Annotated in this window: 13 protein-coding genes and 2 pseudogenes; 6 read left to right on the top strand and 9 right to left on the bottom strand. The window is 60.2% G+C overall.

Annotated elements, in window-relative coordinates; translation table 11 throughout:
• Positions 1-289: 289 nt before the first annotated feature.
• Together arcD and QOM10_RS22665 are read left to right on the top strand one after the other, a co-directional pair.
• Complete coding sequence (gene arcD / locus QOM10_RS22670; protein WP_007908041.1) at positions 290-1,717, top strand: arginine-ornithine antiporter; 1,428 nt, start codon at positions 290-292, stop codon at positions 1,715-1,717.
• Positions 1,714-2,577 (top strand): DNA-3-methyladenine glycosylase family protein, encoded by an 864-nt coding sequence (locus tag QOM10_RS22665; RefSeq protein WP_316916977.1) that lies wholly within the window; start codon positions 1,714-1,716, stop codon positions 2,575-2,577. The genes arcD and QOM10_RS22665 overlap by 4 nt, the downstream gene beginning before the upstream one ends.
• A 208-nt stretch (positions 2,578-2,785) precedes the next feature.
• Here QOM10_RS22665 and QOM10_RS22660 read toward each other — a convergent pair whose 3' ends face one another.
• The 9 genes and pseudogenes from QOM10_RS22660 to gap form a co-directional block, all read right to left on the bottom strand.
• The gene (locus QOM10_RS22660; protein WP_316916976.1) at positions 2,786-4,135 is read right to left on the bottom strand and encodes a CoA transferase; all 1,350 of its coding nucleotides are present in this window, start codon (positions 4,133-4,135) and stop codon (positions 2,786-2,788) included.
• Between the two features lie 190 nt (positions 4,136-4,325).
• Positions 4,326-4,853 (bottom strand): annotated as a pseudogene (locus tag QOM10_RS31390) (methyl-accepting chemotaxis protein); the annotation flags it as partial.
• 378 nt (positions 4,854-5,231) lie between these two features.
• Positions 5,232-6,191: pseudogene (locus QOM10_RS31385) on the bottom strand (chemotaxis protein); the annotation flags it as partial.
• Between the two features lie 463 nt (positions 6,192-6,654).
• Positions 6,655-7,065, bottom strand: coding sequence for a YbaN family protein (locus QOM10_RS22650; protein ID WP_316916974.1), 411 nt, complete (start codon positions 7,063-7,065; stop codon positions 6,655-6,657).
• 163 nt (positions 7,066-7,228) lie between these two features.
• Positions 7,229-7,825 carry a biliverdin-producing heme oxygenase gene (locus QOM10_RS22645; RefSeq protein ID WP_316916973.1) on the bottom strand — a complete coding sequence of 199 codons (597 nt, stop codon included), beginning with the start codon at positions 7,823-7,825 and terminating at the stop codon, positions 7,229-7,231.
• Between the two features lie 111 nt (positions 7,826-7,936).
• Positions 7,937-10,522, bottom strand: a complete 2,586-nt coding sequence (locus QOM10_RS22640) for a TonB-dependent receptor (protein ID WP_316916972.1) — start codon at positions 10,520-10,522, stop codon at positions 7,937-7,939.
• Between the two features lie 122 nt (positions 10,523-10,644).
• Complete coding sequence (locus QOM10_RS22635) at positions 10,645-11,610, bottom strand: FecR family protein (RefSeq protein ID WP_316916971.1); 966 nt, start codon at positions 11,608-11,610, stop codon at positions 10,645-10,647.
• Positions 11,611-11,735: 125 nt separating this feature from the next.
• Positions 11,736-12,254: an RNA polymerase sigma factor gene (locus tag QOM10_RS22630; protein WP_093430467.1), complete on the bottom strand. Its 519-nt coding sequence runs from the start codon at positions 12,252-12,254 to the stop codon at positions 11,736-11,738.
• A gap of 198 nt (positions 12,255-12,452) precedes the next feature.
• Entirely contained in the window at positions 12,453-13,454 is a 1,002-nt protein-coding gene (gap, locus tag QOM10_RS22625) for a type I glyceraldehyde-3-phosphate dehydrogenase (RefSeq protein WP_316916970.1), read from the bottom strand.
• A gap of 220 nt (positions 13,455-13,674) precedes the next feature.
• On the opposite strand from gap, the gene edd reads away from it, so the two are divergent.
• The 4 genes from edd to QOM10_RS22605 all read left to right on the top strand — a co-directional run bounded on the left by edd (position 13,675) and on the right by QOM10_RS22605 (position 18,827).
• Complete coding sequence (edd, locus tag QOM10_RS22620) at positions 13,675-15,501, top strand: phosphogluconate dehydratase (RefSeq protein ID WP_095112266.1); 1,827 nt, start codon at positions 13,675-13,677, stop codon at positions 15,499-15,501.
• A complete protein-coding gene (locus tag QOM10_RS22615) occupies positions 15,498-16,457 on the top strand; it encodes a glucokinase (RefSeq protein WP_316916969.1) in 960 nt (319 codons plus the stop codon). Before edd ends, QOM10_RS22615 begins: the two co-directional genes overlap by 4 nt.
• Before the next feature lie 179 nt (positions 16,458-16,636).
• Positions 16,637-17,368, top strand: a complete 732-nt coding sequence (locus QOM10_RS22610) for a response regulator (RefSeq protein WP_102900192.1) — start codon at positions 16,637-16,639, stop codon at positions 17,366-17,368.
• The gene (locus QOM10_RS22605; protein WP_095121285.1) at positions 17,358-18,827 is read left to right on the top strand and encodes an ATP-binding protein; all 1,470 of its coding nucleotides are present in this window, start codon (positions 17,358-17,360) and stop codon (positions 18,825-18,827) included. Before QOM10_RS22610 ends, QOM10_RS22605 begins: the two co-directional genes overlap by 11 nt.
• The last annotated feature ends 140 nt before the right edge of the window (positions 18,828-18,967 follow it).

Here is an 18,967-nt window from a genome sequence, read left to right as displayed (position 1 = left end):
CTGTCCTAGAGGCGTTGTGGCTACATTGTTGGGAATGGCTATTATTACTTTCGAATTATGACGCTAGTTCTTTTTCAGCTTTTGGCAAATTTTCCGCCTCTGTTTTCAGTACAGAATTGATTTATCAGGATCAGCGCACAAAACTGTCTTAACGTGCTAGGCGTTAGCGTCATCCGCTATATATAAACAGGCGTTAACTGGCGTTACCTGATAAACGTCATCTACCTTTATCCGTTTAGTTAATAGTTGTTACAAATGCACGCTCACCACACTTCAAAGGGAAACTGAAATGTCGCAACCGACGCAAAAGCTGCGATTAGGCGCGTTGATCGCCCTGGTGGTGGGTTCAATGATTGGCGGGGGGATTTTCTCGCTGCCGCAGAACATGGCGGCACGCGCCGATGCCGGGGCGATCCTGATCGGTTGGGGGATTACCGCGATCGGCATGCTGACTCTGGCGTTCGTCTTTCAGACCCTGGCCAATCGCAAACCCGAACTGGATTCCGGCGTGTATGCCTACGCCAAGGCCGGATTTGGCGACTACATGGGGTTCTCGTCGGCGTGGGGTTACTGGATCAGTGCGTGGCTGGGCAACGTCGGTTATTTCGTACTGCTGTTCAGCACCCTCGGCTACTTTTTTCCGGTGTTTGGCCAGGGCAATACGCCGATCGCCATCGGCTGCGCCTCGGTGCTGCTGTGGGCCGTGCATTTTCTGGTGATGCGCGGGATCAAGGAGGCGGCGCTGATCAACCAGCTGACCACGGTGGCCAAAGTCGTGCCGCTGATCATGTTCATCGTCATCGCTGCCGTCGCCTTCAAGGCTGACATTTTTACCCGCGACATCTGGGGCACCAGCAACCCGAATTTCGGCGGGGTGATGGATCAGGTGCGCAACATGATGCTGGTCACGGTGTTCGTGTTCATCGGCATCGAAGGCGCCAGCGTGTACTCGGCGCGGGCGGAAAAACGCAGCGACGTCGGCCGCGCCACGGTCATCGGTTTTATCGGTGTGCTGGCGCTGCTGGTGCTGGTCAACGTGCTGTCGCTGGGGATCATGAGCCAGCCGGAGCTGGCGAATCTGCAGAATCCGTCACTGGCGGCGGTGCTCGAGCACATCGTCGGGCCGTGGGGCGCACTGTTGATCAGCATTGGTCTGGCGATTTCCCTGCTCGGTGCGCTGTTGTCGTGGGCATTGCTCTGCGCGGAGATTCTCTTCGCCACGGCCAAGGACAAGACCATGCCGGCGTTCCTGAAAAAGGAAAACAAGAACCATGTGCCGGTCAACGCGCTGTGGCTGACCAACGCGATGATCCAGATTTTCCTGTTGATCACGCTGTTTTCGGCGGGCACTTACACCAGCCTGATTTATCTGGCGTCGTCGATGATTCTGGTGCCGTACTTGTGGTCGGCGGCGTACGCGGTGTTGCTCAGCGGGCGCGGCGAAACCTACGAACATGCCTCGGCTGAGCGCACCAAGGATCTGCTGATCGGCGGCATTGCCCTCGGTTACGCGGTGTGGTTGTTGTATGCCGGCGGAGTGAAGTATTTGCTGTTGTCGGCGCTGTTGTATGCGCCAGGGGTGATTTTGTTTGCCAAGGCCAAACATGAGGCGGGCGAGCCGTTGTTCACCCATGTTGAGAAGGGCATTTTTACCTGCGTGGTCATCGGTGCGGGGCTGGCGGCTTATGGTTTGTACAGCGGGGTGCTGTCGTTGTGAGGTTGTCGCTTGCCTATGCGCCGCCGTATGACTGGGACGCGATGTTGGGGTTTCTCGCGGCGCGGGCGGTGGTCGGGATGGAGGTTGTGGTCGAGGGTGTGTACTCGCGCAGCATCGGGTTGAACGGTGTTCACGGCACGGTTTCGGTGTGGCTTGGGACGGCGGATGCGCTGGAGGTTGAGCTGGGTTTTCCTGATCCGGCAGCCGTGCCCGAGATCGTTGTCAGGTTGCGGCGGATGTTTGATCTGGATGCTGATGTGGCGTTGATGCAAGCGCATCTGGCGAATGATCCGTTGCTGGCGCGATTGATTGCCGAGCGCACGGGGTTGCGGATTCCCGGTGCGTGGGATGGGTTGGAGTTGGCCTTTCGCGCGGTGCTCGGGCAGCAGATTACGGTGGCGGCGGCGATTCGTCTGGCCGGAAAACTGGTCGCGCAATATGGCGCGCCGTTGGCTTCGACAGTGCCTGGATTGACGCATGTGTTTCCCGAAACGCGGGTATTGGCAGGCGCAGATCTGGCGGCGCTGGGTATGCCGTACAGTCGCGGGCGGACGCTGTCGGGTGTGGCGCAGGCGTTGCTGGATGAGCCTTCTTTGTTTAAACCGAATCGCGAGGGCGGCATGGCGCGGTTGTTGGCGTTGCACGGGATTGGCGAGTGGACGGCGCAGTACATTGCGTTGCGGCAGTTGCGCGATCTGGACGGGTTCCCGACCGGGGATGTCGGGTTGTTGCGGGCGTTGGAGGTGCTGGAAGGGCAGCGGTCAAACGCTCGGGAATTGTCTTTGCGGGCTGAGGCCTGGCGGCCTTATCGAGGGTATGCGGCGCAGCTTTTGTGGACATCTTTGAGCCGGGCAGATTGATACATCATCGTTCGACCTGAAATTGCAGCCCTCACCCCAGCCCTCTCCCGGAGGGAGAGGGGGCCGACCGAGGTGTTTTGCGTTTTACATCGACCTGAAAGACCGAGTCGATTATGGATTCAGCGCCAAGCGTTCAAGTCGGTGAATCTCTTCAATATTCCCTGATCGGTCCCCTCTCCCTCTGGGAGAGGGTTAGGGTGAGGGGCTTTTAATTCCACTGTGGGTGATGTGAGCCCAATTCTGTAGCTGGCAACGTCCACTGAATCGGTGTGCCGCTGATCTTCACCGGCACCTGCAAACGATGCGCCGGTCCCCACGGAGTCTGCTCTATTGACGTGCTCTGATCCTGTTCATCCTCGACGCGCAACGCTTGCGTTGTCCCCGGTCCATGCTCGATCAACAACTTCGCCGTACGCGCCAGCGACAATCGCGCCGAGCCCGAGCGGCCATTCGCCAACCGCTCAGTTAGCAACCTGATCGCACTGGCCGCCATCAGGTACCCGGTCGCATGATCCAGCGCCTGCACCGGCAACGGTGTCGGCTTTTCAGCCTGCTGCCAGCGCTGCCCGGCCTCGGCAATGCCGCTGCTCATCTGCACCAGACTGTCGAAGCCGCGACGGTTCTGCCACGGGCCACTCCAGCCATAGGCGTTGAGGCCGACATCGATCAGGCCAGGCGCGAGTTGGCGACGGCGCACAACGCCAAATCCGAGATGCTCCAGTGCATCGGCGCGGTAGCCGTGTAACAGAATGTCGGCGTCTTTCAACAAACCTTCGAACACCGCGCGATCGGCCGGATCATGCAAGTTCAACCGCGCGCAGCGTTTGCCGAGGGTCATTTCCGGGACGACACCGGGCTCGTTCCAGGTCGGTGAGTCGATGCGTAATACATCGGCGCCAAGCCCGGCGAGAAAACGGCTGGCGGTGGGGCCGGCGAGCACGCGCGTCAGGTCCAGCACCTTGAGCCTGGCCAACGGTTGCGCCACCGAGCCTTGCCACGCTGGGGTATGTTCATCCGGCGAATCGATGAAATGCACCAGTGGCTCGGCATTTACCGCCAACCCCTGGGGATGTTTTTGCCACTGCGCCCAACTGCGCATTTCAGCGGCGCAGCCCTTGGCCTCGACCACCGCTTGCTCCAGATCCGTACTCGTCCATTGCGCCACTTTTGCCGCCATCGCGGCACGATCGGCGCTGGCACCCAGCACGCGTTCAGCGGCAGCACGGTGATGCGGGGCGTTGGTGTGCAGGCGGATCCAGCCGTCTTGGGTGGCGTAGTCGCCTGCGATCGGGTCCCACAGTGGCGGCACTTGCCAGCCGAGGGGGCGGATCGAGGTCGAGAACCAGAACGAGGCCAGACGTCGGTCGACTGCAACGGCTGGCAAGTGACCGGTCTGCTGTTCGATCAATTGGCTAACGGCCTGACCGGCCGCGGCCATGCTGGCGCAGGCAAGCTCGGTGACGGCGAACGCCGAGGGCAGGGCGCCTCGGTCGGTGAACGGGATCGGCGTATGCGGCAAGCCGAGTGCGGCTTGAATGGACGTGAGTAAATCAGTCATCGAAGGCCCTCCGGAGCGAGAGGGCGATGATAGTGCAAAAGAATGTCGGGTCAGATGAAATCCCGCAGGTGAACACTTACCCCTGTGGGAGCGAGCCTGCTCGCGAAAGCGGTGGATCAGTCACATTAATGTTGAATGTGCTGCCGTCTTCGCGAGCAGGCTCGCTCCCACAGGGATTTTTGCAGGTTTGCTAGACGCGAAACTGATCCATCAATTTCATCTGCTGACTGGCCAAGGCATTGAGCTGGCTGCTGATCGCTGCCGACTCAGTGGCTTGCTCGGTCAGAGTTTCGGTCACGGTACGAATCGCCGAAACGTTGCGGTTCACTTCTTCAGCCACCGCACTCTGCTGTTCGGCCGCGCTGGCAATCTGCAGGTTCATGTCGCTGATCACCGTCACCGCATCGCTGATCTTGCCCAGCGCATCCACCGCCTGACGAATCTGCCCGGCGTTGTTGTGTGCCTGGGTCTGGCTCGAATGCATGGTCGCGACCACGCCGCGCGTGCCGGTCTGAATCTTTTCGATGACTATGCGAATTTCTTCCACCGAATCCTGCGTGCGCTTGGCGAGGTTGCGTACTTCATCGGCGACTACGGCAAAACCACGGCCACTCTCACCGGCGCGGGCCGCTTCAATCGCCGCGTTGAGGGCGAGCAGGTTGGTTTGTTCGGCGATGCTGCGGATCACTTCCAGTACCGAGCCGATCTGCTCGCTGTTGACTGCCAGTGCTTCAACCTCGGTCACGGCCTTGCTGACTTCATCGGCCAGTTGATTGATGTCACGGGTGCTGCGCTCGATGATCGACATGCCGTCCTTGGCCGACTGATCGGCACCTTTCGCGGCATTGGCTGCGTTCGATGCGCTGTTGGCGACGTCGTGGGCGGTGGCGCTCATTTCGTTGGAGGCGGTGGCGACCTGGTCGATCTCGCGGAACTGCACCTGCATGCCTTCGCTGGTCTGTCGGGCGATTTCCGAAGACTGGTCGGCGGTGCCGCGTGCTTCGGTGATGCTCTGCTTGATCTGCGCGATAGTCGGTTGCAGCTTGTCGAGGAAACGGTTGAACCAGTTCACCAGTTCGCCCAGTTCGTCCTGCTTGCTGTAGTTAAGACGTTGGGTCAGATCACCTTCGCCGCTGGCGATGTTTTTCAGCATTTCGGCAACGCTATTGATCGGGCGAGTAACGCCGGACGCGGTCAGCCAGATCAGCAACAGGCCGACCAGACCGGCGATCACAGCGACCAGCAGCGCAGTGATCACGCCGGTTTCCTGCGCGTCGTCGAGTACCGCTTGCAGCTTGACCGAATCGGCCAGCAGCACTTGTTTCGGCAGGTCGATGACTACGCCCCAGGCGCGCGAGTTGCCGATCGGGTCGACCGGGTACACCGCACGAATCAGGTCGCCCTGTTCGAGAATCTTCGGGGTGCCGGAGCTCAGCAGTTGCAGCACATCCTTGCCATCGGCGCCGAGGGTGTCGCTGATCTTTTTGCCGACCTTGCTCGCGTCGGAGCTGTCGGCGCCGAGCACGCCGCTGCCAGAGACGATCAGCATATGCCCGGCGTTGTTGAACAGGCTGCGCTGGGAATCCACGGCCGCCGCTTGCAGGGCGTCGAGGGCGATGTCGACGCCGACCACGCCGATGGCTTTACCGTCGACAATCAACGGCACGGAAATGGTCGTCATGAGCATTTCCTTGCCACCGACGGTGTCGGCATACGGATCGAGCAGGCAGGTGCGCTTGTTGTCGCGAGGGCAGGTGTACCAACTGTTGTAGGGCGTGCCGCTGACGCTGAGGGTGGTTTTGGTCAGGTCTTCTTCGACCATGATGGTGTTCAGCGAGGCGCCGGCGGCGCGGCTCCAGTACGTGGCAAAACGTCCGGCTTCGTTGGACTGGCGCGCGGCATCGTTGGCGAATTCGCTGTCCTTGCCGTCGAGAGCGTTCGGTTCGAAAGCGAGCCAGATGCCCAGCACTTTGTCGTTGCGCTCAAAAGCGGTTTTCAGGCTCAGGTTCAACTCTTCGCGCAAGGCGCCGGCGTCCAGCGAACGCTTGGCGGCCATCACCCGCATGTCCTTGATCTGATCCGCTACGGCAGTGATCACCGTCAGGCTTTCGCCGAAGGTTTTCTGCACCCGCACCGCTTGTTCGGCGGCTTTGGCTTGCAGCAGGTTCTGCACACTGGCGGTGAGCAACTGGTTGCTGGAGTTGCTGACCAGTTCGTCGTTCTGGTTGGTCTGGTAGATGTTCATGCCGACGATCAGCGCGACCACACCGAGCAGGCACAGGCCGGAGAGCAGGACGATTTTCAGGCGAATGGACAGAGAGTCGAACATGGGGCGATCTCGCGAATGAATAAACGGGTGGCAGGCGGATATGAACTATCCGGTTCGCCAAATCCATTCAGCGCCATTCAATGCTCATCGGCGTGGAAGCAGAGGTCATGAGGCGCGTGCCGACGGACGGTCAGCGCTAAACGTTTGCGCAGGAGAATGTGCTGAAAAAGCGATTAATTACAGGGATGTTTCAGTGTGAAGACGGGTCAGTGCAGACCCGGATGGATTCCGGGCGCGACCAGATCCACAGATTCCCCAGGCTCATCCCGGCAATTGCCAGATAGACCGGCCAGCCATGGTCGAGCATCACCAGCATTAAAGCCGCGCAGAGCAACATGCTCACCGTCGCGCTGACTTTGGCCTTGCGCGCGATGATCTTGCCGTTGCGCCAGTTGCTCAGGATCGGCCCGAACAGCCGATGGTTTTCCAGCCAGGCACTCAGGCGCGGCGAACTGCGAGTCGCGGCCCAGGCGGCGAGAAGGATGAACTCGGTGGTCGGCAGGCCGGGCACGACAATGGCGATCAGGCCGATGCCAAGGCTGACGTAGGCCAAGAGGCCGAACAGCAGACGGGCGAGTTTCGAGGAGGCGGGTTGCGGCATGGGCTCAGCGGTGGCTTCTGAAGCGGAATGGAGATCTTACAGGTTGTTGCAGTTCCCATGTGGGAGCGAGCCTGCTCGCGAAAGCGGTGGATCAGTCACATTAATGTTGAATGTGCTGCCGTCTTCGCGAGCAGGCTCGCTCCCACAATGAATAGGTGTTGCTTCAGGCCGGTTCGGCTTCAGTGGCGTAAGCCTGTTCCAGCAGCACGGTGAAGCGGTTGAACGCATCGATCGCGCCTTGCTCGACTTCAGCTTCTTCTTCAGCACTGAACTGCAGTGAATCGAGGGTACGCACGAAGCTCTTCCAGCCTTCGGCACGGCCACCTTCAGGCTCTCCCAAGTGACGGGCGCCAAAGGTTTCGCTCAGCTCCAGCGCCACAGCGCGTTTGATCAGGAATGCAGCGCCGAGCTTCGAGCCTTCGGAGACAAAAATCCAACCCAGTGCGCGAGCCTTGCTCGGATTTTTCACCGCGCCTGCGATCGGTGCCGGCACTTCAGTGTCGAGGTCGGCAAGGTCAGCCTTGGCCGCTTCGGCGCGGCAACGGGCCGGCAGATCAGGCACGATCGCAGTCAATTCTGCATCGTTGTACAGGTCGACCAGTTCCGACTGGAACAGGTACTGCGCGACGACGAAACGGGCGAAATTGGCGCGGGTCTCGAACGGCGCGTGCGCCTTCACCAGTGCATCGAGTTTGCTGTGCGGTTCGTTGGTGATCTGGTTCAAGCGTTGCGAACGCAGGGCTTTTTCCGAAGTGGTCATGACATGTCCTTGATAAAAGAGGCGCTTGATAACGAGACGAACAAGGCGACGTGCAAGCGTAAAAAAACCTCACGGCGCGGTGCCTGAACACGCGCAGTGAGGTGGGCCGGATCAGATGTCCCAGATCAGATTGATCGCGAAGTTGCGGCCCGGTTGGGTCAGGCGATCAAGGTTGGCCGGTTGCGTCACCGACGCTTCGCCGACGCTGTCGTAACCGCGCACGTCATCCCACAGCCAGTATTTCTTGTCGGTCAGGTTGTAGATGCCGCCGCTGAGGGTGACGTCGTCGGTGACTTTGTAATAACCGGCCAGATCAAGAATGCCGAAGCCCGGGGTTTTGAACTGGCTGCTGACGCCATCCGGCGACTTGAAGTTGCTGTCGTCGACGCGATCCTTTTTCTTCACCAAGGTCCAGCTGAGCAGACCGCCGTAGTTGTCCTGGTCGTAACCCAGACCGAACACGCCGGTCAGCGGGTTGACGCTGTTGATCGGCTCGCCGTTGTCGTTGTTGCGACCGTAGGCGTAGGCGATCGAGCCCTGGGTGTAGAGGCCTTGCGGGGCGCCGAACGCATCCAGATTCAGACGACCTTTGACTTCCGCACCTTTGATGGTGGCGTGCTTGATGTTGGCCGACTGGAAGGTCAGCTCGTTGCGGCCCGGGGTCACAGCGTCTTCGTTGATGAAGTCGCGGTACTTGTTGTAGAACACTGCCACGTCGAACGAACCGTGTTCGAAGTTGCCGCGCAGACCGGTTTCATAGCTTTTGCTTTTTTCCGGTTCCAGGTCCGGGTTGGGCGCCACGCTGTAGCCGGTGGTGGTGTTTTCGAAGCGGCCGTACAGGGCTTTCGCGGTCGGTGTGCGGAAACCTTCAGCGTACTGACCGTACCAGGTGTAGTTCTCGGTCAGGGCGTAGGTCAGTCCGAATTTCGGCGAGACTTTGTGCCAGGTCTTGTTCTCGTCGCTGACCGTGCCTTGGCCGTCAGCTGCCACGGTGTTGAGGAATTCCTGAGTGATGTGCGGCTTGAGCTGGGTGTAGTCGTAGCGCAGGCCCGGCAGGAAGGTCCAGTTGTTCCAGCTGATCTGATCCTGAGCGAACACGCTGTAGGTGTTGATGGTCGGGTCCGGGAAGTCGGTGGCCTTGGCCAGCACGTCAGCGGTGCTGGTCGCACCAATGGCGGTGCAGCCACGACCGACGGCCAGGCAGGTGCCGTCGCCGCTGCGCGAGCCGGTGACTTTCTGCTGCTTGATGGTGGTGCCGTAAGTCAGGACGTGATCGGTGGCGCCGAGGGCGAACGCCTTGTCCAGTTGCGCATCGAAGACCCACTGCTTTTCTTCGTAAATGGTGTCGCGAGTACGCAGCACTTTACGGGTGATCGGGTAGTAGAACTCGGTGGTGCTCTGGTCAGTCTTGGCGATCTGGTGGTTGAGGCTCCACTTCACGTTGTCGACCAGCAGGCTGTCGAGGGCGAAGGAGTGTTCGATGCCGATACGTTCACGGGTGATGGTGTCGTTACCGGTGCGCCACTGGTACATGCCGCCGGGCAGTACGCTGTTGGGGATGGTCGGGGCGCCGTTGAAGTACGGGCCGCCGTAAGCACTTTTCTGATCGGTATCGCGATCATCCTTGTACTTTTCGTAGGTCAGGCCCAGGCGCGAATCTTCGTTGTAGTTCCAGCCGATCTTGGCCAGCACGTTGTAGGCGTTGACGTCTTCCGGGTTGGCGGCGGTGCGCTCAAGGCCAGTGCCATTGTTACTGCCGTAGGAATCGGTTTCGTGACCGTCGCGCTGACTGTAGTGCAGCAAGCCGTCGAACTGGTCGGCGCGGCCGGCAACGGTGGCGGACTTCAACCAGCTGTCATCGGCGGAGCTGTAACCGGTTTTCAGACGCGCACCGACATCTTTGCCCGGCTTGATGATGTCGTCGGCATCGAGGGTGTAATAGCTGACGGCGCCGCCGATGGCGTTGCTGCCGTACAGCACCGAGGCCGGGCCACGGAGGATTTCCACGCGTTTGACGATTTCCGGGTCAACGTAATTGCGCTGGGTCTTGGCATACGGACCGTTGAAGAAACCGTCCGGCACTTCCACGCCGTCGACTTGCGTCAGGATGCGGTCACCGTCGATGCCGCGAATGTTATAGCCGCTGATACCGCCACGCTGACCGGCGCCGCCCACGGAAACACCCGGCTCATAACGCACCAGATCCTTGATGGTGTTGACGTTGTTGCGGTCCAGATCCTGACGGGTCTGCACGGTGACGGTAGCCGGCACGCTGTTGACCGACTGCTCCTGACGGGTGGCGCTGATGGTCACCTGATCGAGGTTGAGTGTGCCGCTGTTGTTGCGCTTTTCCAGCACGACGTTGTTGTTGCTGATTTTGCGGAAGCTCAGGTTGGTCCCCACCAACAGACGCTCCAGGGCTTTTTCCGGTGGCAGCGAGCCACGCACGCCCGGCGACGACACTCCCTGACCCAATTCTGCCGGCAAGCCGACCTGCCAACCGGTCACGGCGGTGAAGGCATTGAGCGCCGACACCAGCGGCTGCTGGCCGATGGCGAACGAGTAATCGCCCATGTTGCGCGTTGGTTGCTCAGTGGCCGCCATCAGCGGCGCAGTACCGGCCATCAGGATGGCAGCGGTCAGCAGCGACAAGACGCAGGAAGGGGAGGAAGTCTGGCGGGTAAGGCGTGAGGACATCGATAGCGCTCCGTGTCGCACGAATCTTTATAGGGGCTGATTGGCTTCGCGTGATGCGAATCAATTGCATTGGCTATAACGAGACGTACTGACGTTGGCTATCGAGTAAAAATAATTCTCATTTAGTTCAGGATGACCACGGCGGGGAATTCTTTCAGTTGCGCCGAGGTGATCTGAGCGAGGGAACGAACCACGTCGAGCGGCTGATCGAGACGGTAATTGCCGGTCACGGCGACGTCGGCCAGTTGCTCGTTGGTGTTGATGATCCAGCCCGGGTAGTAGCGGCGCAATTCGGCCAGCACCTGATTCAGCGGGCAGTTCTCGAACACCAGTCGGCCCTGCACCCAAGCCAGGTCTGTGTTGGCGTCGAGTTTGGCCGGGCGGTCGAAACCGTTGGGACCGATGCGGATGCTCTCACCGGCAGTCAGACGTACGCGGGCGTCGTTGTGCGTGGCGCGCAGATCGACGTCGCCGCGCTGCACGTTGACCTGCGCGACGCCATCGAGATAACGCACGGCGAACGCGGTATCGCGCACGCTGGCAGTGACTGGCCCGGCATCGATTTCCAGCGGTTGACTGCGACCGCTGGCAATCTCGAAAAACGCCTCGCCCTGAAACAACCGGGCAACGCGCTGCTGATCGTTGATGGTGCTGGAGAATGCCGAATTGGTATTGAGCAGGACTTTCGAGCCGTCCTCCAGTTGCAGACGCTGGCGCTCGCCAACCACCGTGAGGTGATCGGCCTGAAGGCGCATCGGCAAATTACTGAAACTGAACAAACCGAGGATCAGCACCGCAGCAGTGGACAGCGGTTTCCAGTGCGGACGCAGACGCTGGAGGACGGTGACTTTCGCAGGTTTGGCCGCCAGGCTTTGTGCGCACTGGGCGACCTGCGGGCCGTCCCAGATCGCCTGAGCCTTGGCAAACGCCTCGGCATTCAACGGATCGGCCGCCAGCCAGGCGTGAAATTGCCGGGTCTGCTCCTCGTCCGGGCTGCCGAGCACGATGAGCCAGTCCAGTGCCTGGTCCATTGCGTTTGCAGCGTCCTGCACCGAATCCGGCGAAGGCGAGCGGTGGGTGTCCGTCACGGTGTTTCCTCGGCAGTGTCTGCGCACGGCTGTTTTTTCAAGTGAAGCGTAAAAGTCGGGCAAGGGTAACAAAGCCCGATGATCCGTGCAGTCGATCCTGGCACTTACAGAAAAGGCCTACGACCTCAGTCGCCATTCAGACGTTCAGCGACACCGATGCAAATGGACATGATCAGCTTCAATTCTTTCTGCACGGTGCTGAGGGAAACGTTCAGCTCATCGGCTATTTCCTGATAGCTGTTCCCGTGCAAACGGCTGAGGATGAAAATCTGCTGCTGGCGCGGGCTGAGTTGACTGAGGCTCACGTTCAGGCGCTCCAGCATCTGTTCGGCGTGGGCGGCGTCTTCGGCGCTGCTGGCGGGGGCGGCGACGCTGTGCACGACATCCTGCGGCACATCATCGACCATGGTTCGCGAATGGATCTTGCGCGCGCGCAAATGATCCAGCGCCAGATTGCGCGCGGTCTGGAAGACAAAAGGTTCGAGGTGATCGATGGCCCGCTCGCTCAACGCCCGCGTCACGCGCAGGTAGGTCTCCTGCAACAGGTCTTCTGCGGTACTGTGATTGTTGACCATGCGTTCCAGCGTGCGCAGCAAGGATGTGCGCTGGGTGAGGAAGACGTGGTTGAAGCGCGATTGACTCACGGGAGGACCTGATCGATTTCAGCGAATGATAATGCTTATCATCTAGTCGAATGGTCAAGCCCTGATTTTGAAAGCTGCGCAAAAAACTGTGGGAGCGAGCCTGCTCGCGAAAGCGGTGTACCAGCCAACATAAATATTGAATGACACATCGTATTCGCGAGCAGGCTCGCTCCCACAGGGGCAGGGGATAACCTGAGATTACTCCGCGTTACACAACGCCAGGCAGTTATCCAGCATGCGGTTCGAGAAACCCCACTCGTTGTCATACCAGGCCAGCACTTTCAGCAGTTTGCCGCTGGATTTGGTGTGGTTGGCGTCGAAGATCGACGACAGCGGGTTATGGTTGAAGTCGCTCGACACCAGCGGCAGGGTATTGAAGCCGAGAATCTTCGAATGCTGACTGGCGGCTTTCATCAGCGCGTTGACTTCTTCGGCGCTGGCTTCTTTCTTCAGTTGTACGGTCAGGTCCACCAGCGACACATTGATCACCGGCACGCGCACGGCCATGCCGGTCAGTTTGCCGGCCAGTTCCGGCAACACCAGGCCCACCGCTTCAGCGGCGCCGGTCTTGCTCGGGATCATGTTCTGCGTGGCCGAACGCGCGCGGTACGGGTCGGTGTGATAAACGTCAGTCAGATTCTGATCGTTGGTGTAGGCATGGATCGTGGTCATCAGGCCGCTTTCGATCCCCAGCTCGCGGTGCAGCACCTGCGCCACCGGCGCCAGGCAGTTGGTGGTGCACGAAGCGTTGGAGATGATCTGGTGCGACTGGCGCAGAATGTCGTGGTTCACACCATAGACAACAGTGGCGTCGGCACCTTTGGCCGGGGCGGAGATGATCACTTTGCGCGCGCCGGCAGTAATATGCGCGGCGGCTTTGGCGCGGTCGGTGAAGAGACCGGTGCATTCGAACACCACATCAATCTTTTCCGCCGCCCATGGCAGTTCGGCCGGGTTGCGAATCGCGCTGACCGCAATGCGGTCGCCGTTGACGGTCAGACTTTCGTCGTCATGCTCGACTTGCGCGTCGAACGTGCCGTGAACGGTGTCGTATTTGAGCAGATGGGCATTGATCGAGCTGTCGCCGAGATCGTTGATGGCGACGATCTGCAAATCCTGTCGATAGCCTTGGGTATACAGTGCGCGCAGGACATTACGGCCGATGCGGCCAAAACCATTGATTGCGATTCGAAGAGTCATGGAACAGCGCCGCCGTCGTTTTGTTGTTGGAATTACAAGATTATTCGCATAAAAATAGAAAACAAGCCTTTTTAGTGGCAATATTTTGTTTTATCTACAACGAGTGACCTGAATCAACTGGTCCGAATGGTCAAAAAAGCCGTCTGTCATTCCAACAACAACGGCGTTTGATCAGCATAGACAATCAGGTCGCCACATCCGTTAGCCTGGAGTTCTACACATGCATCCCCGCGTTCTTGAGGTCACCGAACGGCTTATCGCCCGCAGCCGCGCCACGCGTCAGGCTTACCTTGCACTGATTCGCGGCGCCGCCACCGACGGGCCGATGCGCGGCAAGCTGCAATGCGCCAACTTCGCCCATGGCGTGGCCGGTTGCGGCAGCGAAGACAAGCACAGCCTGCGGATGATGAACTCGGCGAACATCGCCATTGTTTCTTCGTATAACGACATGCTCTCGGCGCATCAGCCGTATGAAGTGTTCCCGGAACAGATCAAGAACGCCCTGCGCGAAATCGGCTCGGTCGGCCAGTTCGCCGGCGGTACGCCAGCCATGTGCGACGGCGTCACCCAAGGTGAGCCAGGCATGGAACTGAGCCTGCCGAGCCGCGAAGTGATTGCCATGTCGACGGCGGTGGCTCTGTCGCACAACATGTTCGACGGCGCGCTGATGCTGGGTATCTGCGACAAGATCGTCCCGGGCCTGATGATGGGCTCGCTGCGCTTTGGTCACCTACCGACGATTTTCGTCCCGGGCGGGCCGATGGTCTCGGGGATTTCCAACAAGGAAAAAGCCGACGTGCGCCAGAAGTACGCCGAAGGCAAAGCCACCCGCGAAGAGCTGCTGGAATCGGAGATGAAGTCCTACCACAGCCCGGGCACCTGCACCTTCTACGGCACCGCCAACACCAACCAGTTGCTGATGGAAGTCATGGGCCTGCACTTGCCGGGCGCCTCGTTCGTCAACCCGAACACGCCGCTGCGTGACGCGCTGACCCGCGAAGCCGCGCATCAAGTGACGCGCCTGACCAAACAAAATGGCAACTTCATGCCGATCGGCGAAATCGTCGACGAGAAGTCGCTGGTCAACTCCATCGTTGCGCTGCACGCCACCGGCGGCTCGACCAACCACACCCTGCACATGCCGGCGATCGCCATGGCGGCGGGCATTCAACTGACCTGGCAAGACATGGCCGACCTCTCCGAAGTCGTGCCGACCCTGAGCCACGTCTACCCGAACGGCAAAGCCGACATCAACCACTTCCAGGCAGCGGGCGGCATGTCGTTCCTGATCCGTGAACTGCTTGGCGCCGGCCTGCTGCACGAAGACGTCAACACCGTGCTCGGCCACGGTTTGAGTAAGTACACCAAAGAGCCGTTCCTTGATAACGGCGAACTGGTCTGGCGTGAAGGTCCGGTCGACAGCCTCGACGAAAACATCCTGCGCCCGGTCGCTCGTGCGTTCTCGGCAGAGGGTGGTTTGCGCGTGATGGAAGGCAACCTCGGTCGCGGTGTGATGAAGGTGTCCGCCGTCGCCCTGGAGAACCAGATCGTCGAAGCGCCGGCGATGGTGTTCCAGGATCAGCAGGATCTGGCCGATGCGTTCAAGGCCGGTCTGCTGGAAAAAGATTTCGTCGCGGTAATGCGTTTCCAGGGCCCGCGCTCCAACGGCATGCCGGAGCTGCACAAAATGACGCCGTTCCTCGGCGTGCTACAGGATCGCGGCTTCAAAGTGGCATTGGTGACTGACGGGCGGATGTCCGGCGCCTCGGGGAAAATCCCCGCAGCGATTCACGTCAGCCCCGAAGCTTATGTCGGTGGTGCTTTGGCGCGCGTGCAAGAGGGCGATATCATCCGCGTCGATGGCGTCAAAGGCACTTTGGAACTTAAAGTCGACGCCGCAGAATTTGCAGCGCGCGAACCCGCCAAAGGCCTGTTGGGCAACAACATCGGCAGCGGTCGCGAACTGTTCGGCTTCATGCGCATGGCCTTCAGCTCGGCGGAGCAGGGCGCCAGCGCCTTCACTTCTGCCCTGGAGACGCTTAATTGAAACTGGCTTTGGTCGGTGACATCGGAGGCACCAACGCGCGGTTTGCGTTGTGGAAAAACCAGCAACTGCAATCGGTTCAGGTGCTGGCCACGGCCGACCACGCCAGCCCGGAAGAGGCGATCAGCCTGTACCTGAGCGGGCTCGGTCTGGCGCCGGGTTCGATCGGTTCGGTGTGCCTGTCGGTGGCCGGCCCGGTCAGTGGTGATGAATTCAAATTCACCAACAACCACTGGCGCCTGAGTCGCACCGCGTTCTGCAAAACCTTGCAGGTCGAGCAGTTGTTGCTGGTCAACGACTTCTCGGCGATGGCGCTGGGCATGACCCGTTTGCAGCCGGGCGAATTTCGCGTGGTCTGCGAAGGCACGCCTGAGCCGTTGCGTCCGGCGGTGGTGATCGGCCCGGGCACTGGCCTGGGCGTCGGCACCTTGCTCGACCTCGGTGCAGGCCGTTTCGCGGCGTTGCCGGGCGAGGGCGGTCACGTTGATCTGCCGCTGAGCAGCCCGCGTGAAACCCAGTTGTGGCAGCACATCCACAACGAGATTGGCCATGTCAGCGCGGAAACCGCGTTGAGCGGTGGTGGCTTGCCACGGGTTTACCGGGCGATCTGCGCAGTCGATGGGCATGAGCCGACACTCGACACGCCGGAAGCGATCACCGCAGCTGGTCTGGCGGGCGATCCGATCGCGCTGGAAGTGCTCGAGCAGTTCTGCTGCTGGCTCGGCCGTGTCGCCGGCAACAACGTTCTGACCACGGGCGGACGGGGTGGGGTTTACATCGTCGGCGGTGTGATTCCGCGATTTGCCGATTTCTTCCTCGAAAGCGGTTTCGCCCGCAGCTTCGCTGACAAAGGGTGCATGAGCGATTACTTCAAAGGCATTCCGGTGTGGCTGGTGACAGCGCCGTATTCCGGCCTTGTCGGCGCTGGCGTAGCCCTGGACCAATCAATCCCGACCTGAAATGCAATCAAACTGTAGGAGTGAGCCTGCTCGCGATAGCTGTCTTGGATTCAACACATTCGTTGACTGACAAACCGTTATCGCGAGCAGGCTCACTCCTACAGTTGTTTTGTGGTGTTTGTAAAATCAGTGCTTAAGGCATAATCCGCCCCAATTCCAACAACAAGGATGCCTTCGAAGTGAGCTCAGTCAACAAGTCGATATTGTTGGTCGATGACGACCAGGAAATACGCGAGTTGCTGGAAACCTACCTGACCCGCGCCGGGTTTCAGGTACGGGCCACCGCCGACGGTGCCAGTTTCCGCCAGGCCCTCAACGAGGCGCCGAGCGATCTGGTGATCCTCGATGTCATGCTGCCCGACGAAGACGGCTTCAGCCTGTGCCGTTGGGTGCGTCAGCATCCGCGTCAGGCGCAGGTGCCGATCATCATGCTCACCGCCAGTTCCGACGAAGCCGACCGCGTGATCGGTCTGGAACTCGGCGCCGACGACTACCTCGGCAAACCCTTCAGCCCGCGTGAACTGCAAGCGCGCATCAAGGCTTTGCTGCGGCGTGCGCAATTCGGCCAGGAGCGCAGCGGCAGTGACGTGCTGGCCTTCGACGAGTGGCGGCTGGACATGGTCAGCCATCGGTTGTTTCACACCGACGGCGAGGAAGTGATTCTCTCCGGTGCCGACTTCGCCCTGCTGAAACTGTTCCTCGATCATCCGCAGGAAATCCTCGACCGCGACACCATCGGCAACGCCACCCGGGGCCGCGACCTGATGCCGCTCGATCGCATCGTCGACATGGCCGTCAGCCGTTTGCGCCAGCGCCTGCGCGACACGGAAAAACCGCCACGACTGATCCGCACTGTACGCGGCAGCGGCTACCAACTGGCAGCCAATGTGGTTGCCAGCAATGGTCACTGATTCGCTGCGTAAACTCGCCGCCAAGGTGCCGGTGCCGCGTTCGCTGCTTGGGCGGATGTTGTTGCTGACCTTGCTGGCGGTGCTGTTCGCGCAAACATTGTCGAGCGTGATCTGGGTCTCGCAATTGCGCGCCACGCAGCTCGAAGGCCTGGTCACCAGCGCCCGCAGCCTCGCCCATTCGATGACTGCCAGCGTCAGTTACTTCCGCTCGTTGCCGGTGGCTTATCGGCCCCTGGTGCTCGACCAATTGCGTAGCATGGGTGGTACCCGATTCGTCGTGACGCTCAACGACAAACCGCTGGGCATGGATGTGCTGCCGGTCACGCCGCGTAAAGCGGCGGTGATGAAAGCGGTCGACGAAGTGCTGCGGCAGACGTTGGGCCATGACACCGATATCTCGGTGACCTTTGTCAGCCCCGAAGATCTGCGGATCTTCAACGCCGGGCTGAAACTCGATGAATTGCCACGTTCCTGGGCGCATTACGCGCTGACTCTGGAACCGGTAAACCCACCCGTGCTGGTCACGCAGATTCAAATGGCCCCGGGCGAATGGCTGTACATCGCCTCACTGTTGCCGGAGCCGTACACCAGCCTTGAAGAGCAAGGCCTGCCCTCGCAACAGGTGTGGTTCATCGTTCTCACCAGCGGATTCCTGCTGCTGTTCATCGGTCTGCTGGTGCACTGGCAGAGCCGGCCGCTCAAGCGTCTGGCGCGGGCAGCGCGTGATTTGTCGCTGGGCGCCGACGTCGAGCCGGTGGCCGAGGGCGGCGGCAGTGAGGTGGTCGAAGTGGGGCGTGCGTTCAACACCATGCGCGAACGCATCAGCCGTTACCTGACTGAACGCAGCCAGTTGTTCAGCGCGATCTCCCATGACCTGCGTACGCCTATTACCCGTTTGCGTTTGCGTGTCGAATTGCTCGAAGACGAAAAGCTGCAAGCCAAGTTCGGCCGTGATCTGGATGAGCTGGAACTGCTGGTCAAAGGTGCGCTGCAGTGTGTGAAAGACACTGACATCCACGAGAACATCGAGCCGGTGGATCTCAATCACGTGCTTGATTGTCTGGTCGAGCCCTATCTGGCGCCGAACGGCAATGGTCGCGTGACTCAACACGGTCGCGCGCTGGCGGCGTATCCGGGTAAGCCTTTGGCGTTGAAACGCTGCATCGGCAATCTGATCGACAACGCCTTGAAGTATGGGCAGAACGCGCATCTGCACATTGATGACGATGACAGCGCGTTTGTGTTGCACGTTGATGATGAAGGGCCGGGCGTGCCGGAGCAGCGCTTGGAGCAGGTGTTCGAGCCGCACTTCAGGCTGGCGGGGCAGCAGCAGGGGTATGGCTTGGGGTTGGGCATCGCGCGCAATATTGCCCACAGCCATGGTGGGGAAGTGACGTTGCAGAATCTGCGTGAGGGTGGGTTGCGGGTGACCCTGCAATTGCCGCGTTCGGCGGATTGAGTCAAAAGCTTTCCCTCACCCTAGCCCTCTCCCGGGGGGAGAGGGGACTGATCGGGGGATGCTGCAGAGATACGCCGACCTGGAAGTCCGGTAGCGAATCCATAATCGACTCGATGTGTCAGGTCGGCGGATAACTCAGC

Source organism: Pseudomonas sp. P108, from assembly GCF_032613195.1.
In the GTDB taxonomy this organism is placed as follows: Bacteria; Pseudomonadota; Gammaproteobacteria; order Pseudomonadales; family Pseudomonadaceae; genus Aquipseudomonas.
The sequence above is the reverse complement of the archived record's forward strand: the minus strand, read 5'-3'. Positions and strand labels throughout refer to the sequence as shown.